At 37.5% G+C, this 13,863-nt stretch carries 16 protein-coding genes; 7 read left to right on the top strand and 9 right to left on the bottom strand.

The genetic code is table 11. The features are described 5' to 3' along the window. From H5R88_RS09790 to H5R88_RS09830, 5 genes are all read right to left on the bottom strand, one after another. On the bottom strand, positions 1-554 hold a 554-nt coding region (locus tag H5R88_RS09790; RefSeq protein WP_310735480.1), incomplete at its 3' end, for an IS3 family transposase. After that, positions 554-1,087 (bottom strand): helix-turn-helix domain-containing protein, encoded by a 534-nt coding sequence (locus tag H5R88_RS09320; protein ID WP_182600871.1) that lies wholly within the window; start codon positions 1,085-1,087, stop codon positions 554-556. The genes H5R88_RS09320 and H5R88_RS09790, both read right to left, overlap by 1 nt. Positions 1,088-1,153: 66 nt before the next feature. After that, positions 1,154-1,447 (bottom strand): HigA family addiction module antitoxin, encoded by a 294-nt coding sequence (locus H5R88_RS09315; protein WP_182600870.1) that lies wholly within the window; start codon positions 1,445-1,447, stop codon positions 1,154-1,156. A gap of 15 nt (positions 1,448-1,462) precedes the next feature. Next, positions 1,463-1,747 carry a type II toxin-antitoxin system RelE/ParE family toxin gene (locus H5R88_RS09310; protein ID WP_182600869.1) on the bottom strand — a complete coding sequence of 95 codons (285 nt, stop codon included), beginning with the start codon at positions 1,745-1,747 and terminating at the stop codon, positions 1,463-1,465. A 73-nt stretch (positions 1,748-1,820) separates the two neighbouring features. Beyond that, positions 1,821-2,930, bottom strand: a complete 1,110-nt coding sequence (locus H5R88_RS09830) for a restriction endonuclease subunit S (RefSeq protein ID WP_220477605.1) — start codon at positions 2,928-2,930, stop codon at positions 1,821-1,823. A gap of 112 nt (positions 2,931-3,042) precedes the next feature. On the opposite strand from H5R88_RS09830, the gene H5R88_RS09300 reads away from it, so the two are divergent. From H5R88_RS09300 to rihA, 5 genes are all read left to right on the top strand, one after another. After that, on the top strand, positions 3,043-3,960 hold the full coding sequence (locus tag H5R88_RS09300) for a restriction endonuclease (RefSeq protein ID WP_182600868.1): 918 nt from the start codon (positions 3,043-3,045) through the stop codon (positions 3,958-3,960). A 15-nt stretch (positions 3,961-3,975) separates the two neighbouring features. Continuing rightward, on the top strand, positions 3,976-4,347 hold the full coding sequence (locus tag H5R88_RS09775) for a winged helix-turn-helix domain-containing protein (protein WP_231824843.1): 372 nt from the start codon (positions 3,976-3,978) through the stop codon (positions 4,345-4,347). 77 nt (positions 4,348-4,424) lie between these two features. Further along, the gene (locus tag H5R88_RS09770) at positions 4,425-4,847 is read left to right on the top strand and encodes a restriction endonuclease (RefSeq protein ID WP_231824848.1); all 423 of its coding nucleotides are present in this window, start codon (positions 4,425-4,427) and stop codon (positions 4,845-4,847) included. Between the two features lie 486 nt (positions 4,848-5,333). Next, complete coding sequence (locus H5R88_RS09765) at positions 5,334-5,459, top strand: hypothetical protein (protein ID WP_003666121.1); 126 nt, start codon at positions 5,334-5,336, stop codon at positions 5,457-5,459. A 155-nt stretch (positions 5,460-5,614) separates the two neighbouring features. After that, positions 5,615-6,556, top strand: coding sequence for a pyrimidine-specific ribonucleoside hydrolase RihA (gene rihA, locus H5R88_RS09290; protein WP_182600867.1), 942 nt, complete (start codon positions 5,615-5,617; stop codon positions 6,554-6,556). Between the two features lie 57 nt (positions 6,557-6,613). Here rihA and H5R88_RS09285 read toward each other — a convergent pair whose 3' ends face one another. Both H5R88_RS09285 and H5R88_RS09280 read right to left on the bottom strand, forming a co-directional pair. After that, a complete protein-coding gene (locus H5R88_RS09285; RefSeq protein WP_182578340.1) occupies positions 6,614-7,339 on the bottom strand; it encodes a potassium channel family protein in 726 nt (241 codons plus the stop codon). A 63-nt stretch (positions 7,340-7,402) separates the two neighbouring features. Continuing rightward, on the bottom strand, positions 7,403-10,291 hold the full coding sequence (locus H5R88_RS09280) for a YfhO family protein (RefSeq protein ID WP_182600866.1): 2,889 nt from the start codon (positions 10,289-10,291) through the stop codon (positions 7,403-7,405). Positions 10,292-10,451: 160 nt separating this feature from the next. Between H5R88_RS09280 and H5R88_RS09275 the strand changes: the two genes are divergently transcribed. Further along, the gene (locus H5R88_RS09275; RefSeq protein WP_182578342.1) at positions 10,452-11,636 is read left to right on the top strand and encodes an MFS transporter; all 1,185 of its coding nucleotides are present in this window, start codon (positions 10,452-10,454) and stop codon (positions 11,634-11,636) included. A gap of 61 nt (positions 11,637-11,697) precedes the next feature. Here the strand turns inward: H5R88_RS09275 and H5R88_RS09270 are convergent, their stop codons facing one another. Together H5R88_RS09270 and H5R88_RS09265 are read right to left on the bottom strand one after the other, a co-directional pair. Continuing rightward, positions 11,698-12,273: an RNA polymerase sigma factor gene (locus H5R88_RS09270; RefSeq protein WP_182578343.1), complete on the bottom strand. Its 576-nt coding sequence runs from the start codon at positions 12,271-12,273 to the stop codon at positions 11,698-11,700. Positions 12,274-12,622: 349 nt separating this feature from the next. Beyond that, positions 12,623-12,997, bottom strand: coding sequence for a PaaI family thioesterase (locus H5R88_RS09265; protein ID WP_182600865.1), 375 nt, complete (start codon positions 12,995-12,997; stop codon positions 12,623-12,625). 33 nt (positions 12,998-13,030) lie between these two features. On the opposite strand from H5R88_RS09265, the gene menB reads away from it, so the two are divergent. Further along, a complete protein-coding gene (menB, locus tag H5R88_RS09260) occupies positions 13,031-13,852 on the top strand; it encodes a 1,4-dihydroxy-2-naphthoyl-CoA synthase (protein ID WP_144227027.1) in 822 nt (273 codons plus the stop codon). Positions 13,853-13,863: the final 11 nt, after the last annotated feature.

Raw genomic sequence — 13,863 nt, 5'->3', positions numbered from 1 at the left:
GTTTTTACAATCAGTTCTTTGTTCGGACTAATACCTATTTGAAAAGCTAGAATCTCTTGACTCGCTTCATCAATCATCGCTGAGATATAAGCCCACTGATGGTTAGCTAAGCGGACCTGTGTCACGTCAGTATGAATAACATGATAGGGACGTTTTTCATTGAAGTTTTGTTTTAACCGATTGTCCGCAATCTTACCAACCGTACCATGGTAAGATGAATACTTCCCATTACGATGGCGATTATATAAGGTTACTTGAATATTTAATTCCCGCATTAACTTGCGAATAGTATCCCCACTCAGGTGTAATCCTATTTGATCCAGCTCCATTTGAATACGACGATAGCCCGCGGTCCAACGTCCACGAAGTCTAAACCGTTGGGCAATCTTTAGAATTTGAACTTTAGCTTCTTCATATTTATCGTGGGAGTGGGCAATTCGTTTACGTTCATCATGATAGGTTGCCTTGGCAAGCCCAATGGCTTTGAGAAGATCGCCAATCTTATAGCGCAGTTTCTTTGGTCGCTGTGATTGATCGTCCCTGATCTGATCCACTATTTGGGTTTTCTTCCTGGCTTTGAGGGTCCGAACAGGGACAGCGATTTTTTTAGGATATCACGCTCCATTTTAGTATCATAAAGTTCTTGGTTCTTCTTCGCTAATTCTTCCTTTAATCGTTCCAGCTCACTCTTATTAGCGAGCTGACGAGCCTGTTTTTTAGTATGTTTCACTTTAGACGGCCTACCTTTCGGGTGAGGCTTCAAAGCTGTAATACCGTCCCGTTCAAATTGCGAGCGCCAGCTCGAAACTTGCGCTGTTAAAATATCAAAGCGAGCGGCAACTTCAGCCATCGAATCCTCATGAGTTTGGTAGTAGTCTATCACATTTAGTTTAAAATCGGTGGTAAATATTCGTTTATGCCGCCGTTTTTTTAGTGTATCGATTCCCCTCAATTGGTATCTCTGAATCCATTCTGCGATACGTCGCCCACTAATTTGATATTTCTTACTTAAATCATTAGTACTTTGTGAAGTCGAAAGGTATTTTTGAACAATTTGGTTTTTCAGTTCTGGTTTATATTTGGTCATATAAAAAAGTGCCTCACAATCATTAGATTTCTTGTCTAACAATTGTAGGGCACTTCATTTTCAATACTAGTTAATTGCGATTGGTTTAATTTGATTAAAATCATTACTGTTCTCAGTTTCTGCATTACGAATATCAATATCATTTTGCAAATTTAAGAAATAACGGTCTGATATCCCAAACAATCTACCTAAACGAATAGATGTGTCAACAGTAATTTGCCGACGATCGTGAAGAATATCTTGAATACGGGAAGTAGGGACACCTATTTCTTTTGCAACACGGTATGCTGAAAGGTTAAATGGCTCCATGAACTCTTCTCTTAAAATTTCACCAATCGTAGGTGTAGGAATAGCATTCATTAAATTCACTCCCTTTTAATGATAATCAACAATTTCGACATTCTTAATATTATTTTGTCCATGAACAGTAAAACAAATTCTAAATTGATTATTAATCCTTATACTATATTGTCCCTCTCGATCTCCAGATAGTTGCTCTAAATGATTTGCTGGTGGAATTCTAAGATCATTTATATTTTCAGCATTATCAATCATAATTAATTTTCGCAATGCAATACGTTGAATCGATTGGGGCAACTTTTTAGAAAATTTTTGTTCAAATATTTTTTCTGTTTCTTTATCTGCAAAGCTTAATATCATGATATTTCTCTCTAGTTTTTTATAATTATATCCTTATTGCATGTATATGTAAAGAAGATATGATTTTCACGTTTTATATAAACATTTTTTGGAGAAGGTATTTTTTGAGGGTAGTTAGTTGAGTAAGTTTGTTTTGCTGGAGAGTGATAAGTGTATCTATTTTTGACAAAGTGCTACCAATATAATTTTGTTCAGTTAGTAATGGTAACTTTATTGGTATTATCTTTAAAGTTTCAGCATTTAATTTATATCTTCCGCTTCCAACCAAATATTTAGCATAAGGTACAGTCTTCAAATCGTATGTTAAAAATTTATTCGAAATTATTGACCTTTTACCTGTTAAAACATGTGAATGATTATTAATCCAACTTGGAGAACAAATGAAATAAACAGGGTAATTAAAAATACTATTTGCACCATCTTCTGCAACAAGGACATGCTCACCTGTATGAGTATATCCTTTAACATAATCTTGAACTCCATTTGCACCATAGTATGGTATATTCCCTGGAATTCGTTTAGAAGCTTTAACTGGTTTTCTTTTATTATCTTCTAACTCTATAACTTCCCCCAACTTACGCTGCTCCCAATCACCATTAAAGTTTTTAAATCTTAAGTTAGGTTGTTTGTTATTTTTATCAACAAATAATTGTTGTAACATCGCCTTTTTAAGTTGTTTAAGTTGTTCCAATTTTCGTTGCTGGAGGGTGATAAGTAATTCTACCTTATTTAAGAAGTTACTTACTTTACTTTGTTCGGCTTCTTTTGGTAAAGCTAGACGAGTGTTTGAAACAATATCACTATTTAGATTAACTTGGCTTCCTGGCTGACCATATTTTCTCCATAAAGGTCGAAACTTTTCTAGCCAATAGAACATATAGTTAATATTAAATTTAGAATTTAAAAAAATTAGGAAACCATCGTGTACGCCAATTGGGACATAGTTAATAGCTGGAAATCCAACTGAAGCGGCAATGCTTAATAGAAGATGTGGCTGCTCGAATACTCTTGTTTTTGCTTCTCCAGCTTTAGAAAGATGTTGTGTCAAATGACGAATACGACCATTTTGTTCCGTAACATCCGAAATTCTAATCCACCCTACATGTGAATCTTTTTCAAACCATTTTGGATCTTTAATAGGTCTTGGTGACGCTCCTCTAACTATTTTAGAAACTTCCCCCAACTTACGCTGCTCCCATTTAACATTAATCCGTACTTTTATAAAAATTATTGATAATACTGAGAAGTAACTGGTAAAAAGTTACGATATAATAGGTATTTAGAATATACATTTAATGGGTGAAATTATGGCAGAATATAAGAGAAGATCAGTAGAAAAAGCAATTATTATGGCATTAAGAGATTTGGGTGGATCAGCAAGCCGAAAAGCTATTCGGAAAGCAATCGCAGACAATGAGTATGATGGATTAACCTATGATCAAGTCTATTCAACTAAAGAAGGTAAAACTGGAACTTATTCACCATTCTTATTTGACTTTAATTTTGGCATTCGAAATTTACGAAGCATTCAATATATAGAAGAGCCTCATCGTAATCAGGATATTGTTCTTACGAAGGCCGGAGAGAACGATGATTTAACAAATTATCCTTCGCTAGAGCAGAAAAAAGAAATTCGTGCTTATTGGGATAAAAAAGATAAAGAGCGTGCAGAGCGTAATAAAAGTAAGCAAAGTGAAAAAAGTGGAGACGAATCAACAGGACCAGAAGACCAAGAGGATACTAAAGATTTAAACTGGAAAAACCAATTGATTACTCAATTAATGAAGTTTAATCCTAGTAAATTTGAAAGCTTTTCACGCTTGCTGATTTCAAAAATGGGTGTTGTAATTGATAAAGATCGTGGAATTGTTCGTTCTGGTGACCATGGGATCGATGGCTTTGGATATTTTACATCTGATGAATTCAGAACTAGTCGAGTAGCGATTCAATGTAAAAGGTACACCAAAGGAGCAGTATCTGAACCTGAAATCGATAAGTTTAAGGGTGTAATGGATAGTTTTAATGCAGAATATGGGATATTTATCACAACTAATTATTTCACAGATCGCGCTCGAAAAAAGGCAACTCAAGGAAATAATACTGTAACATTAATTGATGGGCAGACACTAGCTGAATTGGTTGAAAAATATCAATTACATATTACGCCAATTAGTACGTATGCTTTAGATGACTATTACTTTGATTTGAAGTGAATTTAGGAGCTGAAAATGATTGATTATACAACGTTAAAACATCAAGCGGATGGTACTCCGACTTGGGATGCATTTTTAGGAATTATTTTAAAAGTTTCTGTTGAAAGGCAGAATTGGCAAAGCAGTGAATTAATACAAAGAACTTTAGAAGAAGCTAATTTACCGCAAAGCATGTTGCAAATGCGTTATCCACAAAAGAGTCACGATTTGGTCATGCGTAATCGAGTTAGTTTTGCTTTAAGTGATTTGGCAATTTCAGGTTTATTAGATCGACCCAAGAGAGGCCTTTATCTCCCGACTAGTCGCGGGCAAGAGCTTATAAGAAATACAAACAAGAAAAAAGTAACCAAAAGAAAAATAGACAGAAGCAAGAAAATAAAGATTTAGCTGAAAATCAAATTAATGAATGGTTTAATCAGCAAAACGAAAAAACGCAGGATGAATTATTAAATCACTTGATAAAGATGAATCTATATAAATTTGAAAACTTAATGGTTCAGTTGTTATCTGTAATGGGCTACAAGGGTGATGAAGGGCAAGCTTTAGTAACACAAAAATCAAATGATCATGGGATTGATGGAATTATTAATCAAGACTCACTAGGTTTGCAAAAAGTTTATCTTCAAGTAAAAAGATATGCGCCAGATAATTCAGTTCAAATGCCAGAAATTACAGCATTTAGTGGTTCAATTAAGCTCAAGCATGCAGATAGAGGTGTATTTATTACAACTTCTACATTTACTCAAGGTGCAATCAACGCAGCAAAGGACTTAAATATTACATTGGTTAATGGCGAGATGTTAACTAATGTAATGATTCAGTATCAGGTCGGAGTAGAAATAAAAGAACATTATATGACATATAAAATTGATGGTAATATGTTTTAAGATACTAAATCTTCTTTAAGCCTGAAATCGCTTCCTTACATTATCACCCAAATGCGTTATAATTAAACTAACTTATGCAAAGGGGCGATTAGATATGAAGTGTCCATGTCATAACTTATCAAGGAACCAAAAGATTGTTTTATTAACGCTTGTCGCAGGAGCCTTAATTTGGCCAATGTATTTACTGTATAAGCTAGCAAAGAAGAATTAATTATGCGAAGGATCACTTGCGAGTGGTTCTTTTTCTTTTCATGATATAATTTAGAGATTAATTTATGTATGAACAGGCTTGCTAATGTTGGCTCAAAAAGAAATAAGGTGAACTTATGAAACATATGTGGAAACTTAACCTATTTCAAAAGATAATTGTTTGGTTATTTATAATTGCTTTAATTACCTGGCCCATATATTTTTACGTAAAGGCAAAATGGGGCTAAAATAAGAGTGTAGGTAGTGATAGGTTTTTGAATAAAGGAGTAGATTCTTATGAAGAAAAATAAAACTGAAAACAAAACTACACAACCTAAGAAGCATTCAAAGAAGAAGTTTACTATTTTAGCTCTTTTAGCTGGCGCTATTGCTTTACCAATTTATTTAGTAAAGAAAGCGTAAAATTATAACTTATATTGAAAAGGATCACGATCAGGTGGTCCTTTTATTATGTCTTTTTAATTTTATTGATCGACATTAAACGGAATAATGTTCATTTGTTATAATTAATGTAACCGCTATACTAATAATTCACAAAGAAAGGATGACGATAACAAATGACCAAAAAGATAATTCTTGACTGTGATCCCGGACATGATGATGCATTAGCGTTAACGATAGCCGTTGCATCATCGAAGATTGATGTCCTTGCCGTAACAACTTCTGCTGGTAATCAAACACCGGACAAAACTTTAAATAATGCGATGCGGATGTTAACCTTACTCCATCGAGAAGATATTCCAGTTGCTCAGGGAAATCAAACTCCGCTGGTCGTGCCGCTTGAAACTGCACCGGAAGTTCATGGGGAGACAGGTTTGGATGGTGCGGACCTTCCTGATCCAGATTTTGAAGTTCAACCAATTCCAGCTATTGAATTGATCGCTAAAACGCTTCGTGAAAGTGATGAGAAAGTTACCTTAGTAGTTACCGGTCCAATGACAAATGCGGCCTTATTCCTGCGAGTTTATCCCGACTTGGCAAAAGAAAAGATTGATCAAATTGTCTTTATGGGTGGAGCAATGGGACTTGGCAATTGGCGGCCATCAGTTGAATTTAATATTTTTGTTGATCCAGAAGCGGCTAAAATTGTAATGAACTTTGGCCTGCCTCTGGTAATGGCACCGTTGAACGTGACCCATAAAGCTCAGATTATGAAGGGTGAGATTGATCAAATTGGACAAATCGACAATCCAGTTGCCCAGGCTTTCCATGGTCTCCTAAACTTCTTTGAACAGTATCATGAAAATCCAAAATGGGGTTTTAAAGGTGCGCCCCTCCATGACCCATGTACGATTGCTTGGTTGATTGATCCTACTATGTTCGGTACTGACAAAATGAATGTGGATGTTGAAATTCAGGGCGATCTTACACGGGGAGAGACGGTTTGTGACTACTATCAATTAACTGGCAAGCCCCAAAATACTGAAGTTCTCCTTGATATTAATCGTGAGAAATTCATCCAATTGATCATGGACACCCTGCAAAGCTTTTCAGATTAATCATTTAAATTAAAAAAAGCCTCCATTCTTGAGAAATCCTTGAATGGAGGCTTTTTGCTAATGGTTATTTTTCTGAATTAACCGTTTGATTTCGTCTAACTCAGCCTTTAGTTGGTGATTTTCATGTTGAATTTTGACTAACTGGGCGGAAACCTTTCGTTCGTCTTTTTTAGCAAAAAATTCAGTAATTGTACTGGTGAGCATCCCAATAAAACCGATCCCCAGAAGCATCAGGACAATCGCGGCCGCTCGTCCAATTCCGGTCTTGGGAATTACATCCCCGTAGCCAATCGTCGTTGCAGTTGTGATTGCCCACCACAGGGCTGTTTCGTAAGAGACTTTCTCTGAAATACAAAACATTGCAGCAGCCACCATTATGACGGCAATTGTAATATACAGGTAATAGAGTAGCTCGTTTCGTTCAAAGAAGGTGCCAAGGCGGCCGGTGAAACCAACTAAACGCATGATTCGCATGAGTTTAAGCAACTGAAATGTTCTCCCAACTTGATTAATTCGGAAGAGAAAGAACAGGCTGCTGGCGGGAATGATTGAAAGAAGGTCAAAGATATTATCTTTAACAAATTCACGTTTATCCGGTGAAATAACCAAGCGGATAATGTAATCAGTAAAGAAGACCAACCAAATTCCATTGTCAATCATATTATATGGGTAGGTATCAATGTTAATTCGCTTGGCATAATATGCGATCAACATTCCGATAGAGATAACGGCTAAAATAGCCATAGCAATTTGATAGACAATGTAGGTAAACTTTTTATGCACGATTTTTTCTCCTGCCCATAGATTTAATTTTATCTTAAGCGTCTCTTAAAAGGGATGCAAGAATTATTCTGCTTTTCGTTTCCATACGATTGTAATGATTCCGGCAATAATGGTCCAACCAAGGCCAATTAGACTAAGCATTGCGCCTAGTTTAAGTCCCGGTAACTCGTAGTTAAAGGTAACATGGTGAGTTCCGGCAGGTAAATATACTCCTAAGAAAGCCTGATTTGTTCGTAAGGTGCTTGTCTTTTTGCCATTAACCTTCACTGACCAGCCAGTAGAATAAGGAATAGAAGAGGTGAGGACGCCAGGACGAGTGGTTTTAATTGTTCCTTGAACTTGGTTACGTTTAAATTTGACGTTTTCTAAGCGATGATGCTGCAATGTTTTAACTTCATGATAATAGTTATTATCCAGTTTTTCGGCCACTACTCGGTATTTGAGCTCATAAGTTCCGAGCTTTGAGGGCTGGAAGGTGAGAGAAGTCGGGAGTTTGCCGTCATAATAACCAATATTAGGCGTCGAATTGGTAACATGTTTAAACAAGGAAAGAGTACTTTGTCGCGCCTGTTCAATTGTGGCAGTTCCAAACTTACTACCGATATTGAGCTTAAAACTAATATCTGGGGAACCGTTTAAAACATGGTAACGCCAATAGCGATAATGAGTATAGCGTTGATTAATAACATTTCCTGGATTAAGGATTGTTTCCTTTAAATGTGCTTGTTCGTACGCAATCTGTTCTTTCATGGAGAAGGGAGTATACTTGATCTTTGAAAATTCAATATGCAACTCACTACCCTTTAGTTTTTGCTGCATTTTTTTACTTTGCAGTTCTGGTAATTGTAATTGATACGTTTCTTCACTATCGGTATAGGTCAATTTAGCCGGGTTAACCTTATTCAAGCGGTTGGAAACTAACTCGCTTTTAAGGGGATAGACATGCGTCTTGAGCTTAGCGGCCTTCATTCCTCGGAGCTTTGCTTGCTTATCAACCAGAACTCCAGTAGCTAAAACGCGTTCTTTTTCGGTTGGTGAGAGTGATTGATAATCTTTTTTGCTAATGTAGTTATCTTGCCAGTAAAGTAATGGGAAGGCATAGTTCGTTTTATACCGCATCGTTTGCGTAGGCACAAACTCATCCTTACTTTGTGGATTGCTTGGCTGTCCCTCATCATAATTGATGACTGGATCCGTTGCTTTATCTAAAAAGTACCCAGCGGGAATCTTTGTCGCGTTATCACCATTACTTTGAACAAAGAGGTACTTGACGCCGAAGAAATTGTCCATAATTGTTCGGTCATCGGCTTGCCGAATGGGGATATTAGCTTGATATTGATTGTTTTGCAGACTTGTATTAAATTCTCCTAAATACTTATTTTGTAGTGAATAATAAGAATCAATGTTATGTAATCCGGAAGTAAGATCATTATCAAGGTTTGGGCCGTCAATAATTTTGTTTTGACTAATCGTTGAAACGCGGTAAAAGGAATTATTTTTCAGATCTTGATCAAGTTTACCGTAACGATTAGTAGTAATGGCCTGATACTCTCCCCGGCTCAACGTACTACTAGAAAAATCACCATCATAGGGGAAAGCGGCGTAGATGGCGTTTACCCCAGCATTAAGCATTGTAATCGCTAGTAACCACCGGTAAGGGTGAGCAAGTTTATTTAAGTGAATCAACCAGATCGCCATTAGGGAGCCAATTAAGAAAATGACAGGCATAAAAATATCATTTTCATTTTCAAAAAAGAAAGTTGCGATCAAGACAATGAGGTAAATTCCTGTTGCCCAACTCAGAATCATCATTGTCCGTTGATTAAGGGTAGATATATTTTCAGCTAAAATACAGACGGCCATTGCCAATGGAAGATAGATCAAGAGCGTCCAACGGTTAGACGCTGACATCATTCCATTAAAGAAAGCGCCGACTGCTGGAATTAAGAGCATGATTAGTGCAAGACCTAGGCTGATCGTTAGCAAGGGATACTTTCGGGGGCGAGAATAAATGTAAACAAGAGCGATAAAACCAATCGAGACGATCCCTAAAGCAGACCAGAACATGAAATACCACTGGCCACCGTTAATCAATGACTTAGGTAAAAAGAGATAATAGTAAAGAGGATAGGTCTTTAGGCCATTAGCAAATAATGATCCAGTCCGGGTTGAATTGGTGACAGCAATAATTTCTGGGACGAGCAAGACTGCCGATAAGAGGACACTAGTAATTGTCGCAAAGGCAAGTTTAAGAAAAGTTTTCCCATAATTAAGCGTGCGGCGATAATGCGTGCCTACTCGGAGAACAAGGTAGAGAAATGAACCAATTCCTAAAACATAGGCAAGGTAATAGTTGCTTACTAGCATCCATGTAAAGGTACCAGCAAGTGGCCACGGTGAGCCTTCTTGTAATACCCGTTCAATCTGGACCACGATTAATGGGAAGATGATAAATGGCGTGGTAAAGAACGGCTGTGCGATACAGGCATAGAGTAAAAACGAATTGACAAGATAGGTTGTGGCGCCCATCAAAATTACGCTATTACGAAACTTAAAGTGTTGAGCAAAATAGACAAAAGCTAGACCAACACAATACATGCGCACGATATTAATTACCTGGTAGGCGAGGGTAATCTTCGCCGCTGGAAATAACAATGCAAGGTAAGAGAAAATGTCCCCCATCGTATAGTAGGAATATACTTGAAAGGTATCACTGCCTAGTCCCATTTGCCATGACCAGAAGTTTAGGTGGGGATGGTGGAAGAAGCTAATCAGTGCTTCCCGATACTTTGCTAGTAAGGGTAAATGCTGATTGAGGGCATCTTTACTGAGGATAAGAGTATGACCGGTAATTAAGTATGTACCGAAAATACATAGGGCTAAAAAGATGAATAAAATAGTGTATTCACCGTATAGTCGTTTTACTGGCCGTTTTTTAAATGAGAAATCCATAATTCCTCCTTGGATTAACAATCATTTTTTAGGATATCTCTAATATTTTAACAAAAAATTATTAAGAGCGACGTCCTTAATTTTTCAAGTTATGGTGGTAAGTTGTCCAGTAATAAATTACAATGAAAATTATCTTTGTATTATAAGGAGTAATTATTTTATGGAAAATTTAGGTAACACTACAGTAGCAAAGAAATGGGGATCTTTTTTACTGCTGTATTTAGGATATATGATTTTATTTGCTGACCGAACGGTAATGAATATTTCCCTCGCTTATATTGGGAAGGACTTCCATGTTGGAGCGGCAGCATTAGGGACAACTGCAAGTGCGTTTTTCTTGGGGTATACATTGATGCAGATACCTGGAGGATACTTAACCGATAAGTTTGGTAGTAAGGTTATGGTGATTATTTCTCTGTTTGCTTGGTCACTAATGACGATGGTGACTGGGTGGGCTTGGTCACTTGCAGCCTTGATTGCGATCCGTTTTCTATTCGGAATTGCAGAAGGACCGTATCCTGCAGCGGCTTTAAAGCGCATTTCTGAAAATTACGATAAAAGTGAGAAGTCACAAGCAACTTCTGCGTTAATCTCCTCGAATTATGCCGGCGCTGCGGTAGCTCCACTAATTATTGTGCCAATTATTGCTAGTAGTGGGTGGCGAAATGCTTTTGTTTGGCTTGGGATTGGTGGGTTAATTATTTTAATTGCCTATTACCTTGTAGAACGGCCAATTAATAACAGCCAAGAAAATGGGCAGTCCCGTCCCCAGATTGAATGGGAAAAGATTGATCACCGTGTTTGGGCCTTTGTAGTCATTGGTCTTGCACTAAATATCATTACCAAAGGCCTTGAAACCTGGATGCCAGTTTATTTCTTGCAAGAACAGGGGATAAACTTAAAGAACTTGGCTTGGTTAGTACCATTGCCAGTTATTTCTGGGGGAATTGCAGCATTTATTTCTGGATTTGTAATGGTACACTTGTTTAAGAAACATGAGCGATGGATGATTAGTATTGCTTCATTTCTGACATTAGTTTTCATGTTTGGCCTCTTCAAGTCAACCTCATTAGTAGGCGTTGTGATCTTTGATGTCTTAATCTATTTTGTTAAATCATTAGCATTTACTGGCATTTTCAGCTTTATTGCACAGATTTTATCGGAACGGTCTTACGGATCATCAATTGGGATTGTTAACTTTGGTGGGCAACTCGGTGGTTTTGTTGGTCCACTCTTAATTGGGTGGATTGTTCAAGTAGCGGGATCATATTCGGCTGCTTTCTTCGGGCTTGTTATTAGTGCATTAATTGCAGTGATTGCATGTTTATTTATTAGAAAAGCTTAAAAAAAGGTGTTGGGAGAAAATAAAAACTTTCTCTCAGCACCTTTTTTTGCTTTATATGTCCTTAATTCATCAACACTTTTAATAGTTTACCGTGGCAACGATGTAAGGCACTTTGGACGCTCCTTTTAGAGCAATCAAGGGTACTAGCAATCTCAGTTATCGAATAACCAGTATGGAGATAGACTAGTACCTTTCGTTCAAATTTAGAACAGTGGCAAAGTAAACGGTCAAGACTCTGCCGACAATAAATAATTTCATCAGGGGAATGATGTAAAAAGTCAGTAAGTGTTTCAGTAAAATCATCGCTTAATGCGTAAAGACAGCCTGCTGGGATACGTTTGTGGGCCTGAGTCTGTCGTTGAATATCACGAATCCGGTTGGTTAAGCATTCCTTAAAAAAGCAGCTAAACATGCGAGGACCCTGATTATTGTATAAACGAATAACTTCTAGCATCACAACGCGGGCTTCCTGTTCCCAATCCGCCAATTCAAGGCCGCTAATATTATATCGTTGCCACAGTCGGCGAACGAGCGGCCAATAACGGCGGAATAACTCTTCGAAGTCTTTGTTGCTTCCGCGACGGGTATTGTTAATCAACTTAAGGTACTTTTCTTCATCTTCTTCATTGAAGCGCATATCAAACATGCTCTCCTTTAAAACTATAATTTACGCGACATGCTTCCCATCATAGTGTTTGTCCTATTTATTTTTCTTCTCCCCAAATAGGTAAACTGACGACCTAAAAGAAAGGGGTTCATTCCTTAATTCAGGCAAGATAAAACGGTTTAATTTTATCGTGCAGTTCGCCTCGCGTTGGTATTAATTTACCAAACGTCTTATTATTAGAACAATAATGCAATTTATATAATTCGAACGATTAATCGAACGTTAAGGAGAGAAAAGATAATAATAAAGGTGCATAACCAACTTTTATAATTCTGATTAAATTTGTTTTTTAATATTGACTAAAGAAATGATCAGAAATTTAAGGGCGGTGCTGGTTGATTAGGGTAACTAAACTGGTACTAGTGCATTGTCCATTACAATGAATATCAACTTGCCAGGTTTGAATTTGCCGTCCACGTTTAATTGGAACTGCAATTGCACTTAATTTGCCATTCGATACCGCAATGAGGTGCTCTGTGGTAATATTAACACCGAGAGCTATTTGATCTTGTTGACGATCAGCTAACCATTGATTGGCACCTAGGGAAGCAGCTGTTTCGGCAAGAACTGCATTTATTCCGCCATGAACGATTCCGTAAGGTTGCTTGAGCTTATCACTTACTTTAACAGTGATAATGCACTTGTTAGCTGTGACTGATTGAGTTTGAATATCTAAATTTTCTAATAGGTTCATTATTATTGACCTCACAAAAGGAGTAGAGTAGTTATGACAACAGTTGATTGGCAACCGGTTAAAGATTATTCTGAAATTATTTTTGAACGGGCAGGCAAAATTGCAAAAATTACAATGAATCGTCCAGAAAAGATGAATGCTTTTACCCCTGTTACAATTCAAGAAATGATCGACGCGTTTACCATCTGTCGTGATGATAGCACAATTGGAGTGATTATCCTAACTGGTGCTGGTGATAAGGCCTTCTCATCCGGTGGCGATCAAGGAGTTCGGGGGAACGGTGGATATGTCGGGCCGGATAAGATTGCCCGGCTTAATGTTCTTGATTTGCAACACCTGATTCGGATTATTCCTAAACCAGTTATTGCAATGGTAAAAGGATGGTCGGTTGGTGGTGGAAACATCTTGCAACTTGTTTGTGACTTAACAATCGCTGCTGATAACGCCAAATTTGGTCAAACTGGTCCCAAGGTAGGAAGTTTTGATGCTGGTTATGGATCCGGTTACCTTGCCCGCGTGATTGGTCACAAACGAGCAAAAGAAGTTTGGTTTTTAAACCACTTTTATAGTGCTGAAGAAGCCTATCAGATGAACTGGATTAATAAAGTTGTTCCATTAGACCAGGTTGAGTCGGTTACTCTTGATTGGTGTAATGAAATTTTGAAGAAGTCACCAACGGCATTACGGTTTATTAAGGCTGCTATGAATGCTGACACTGATGGCCTGGCGGGGCTTCAACAACTGGGTGGCGATGCGACAATGCTTTTTTACACCACTGATGAAGGTAAAGAGGGACGAGATGCCTTTAACGAAAAACGTGACCCTAATTTTGACCAATTCCCTAAGTTCCCATAAAAGAGGCAAGT

Origin of the sequence: Limosilactobacillus agrestis (assembly GCF_014145585.1) — a bacterium.
In the GTDB taxonomy this organism is placed as follows: domain Bacteria; phylum Bacillota; class Bacilli; order Lactobacillales; family Lactobacillaceae; genus Limosilactobacillus; species Limosilactobacillus agrestis.
Note: the sequence above shows the minus strand (reverse complement) of the source record. Positions and strands in the feature narration are given on the sequence as shown.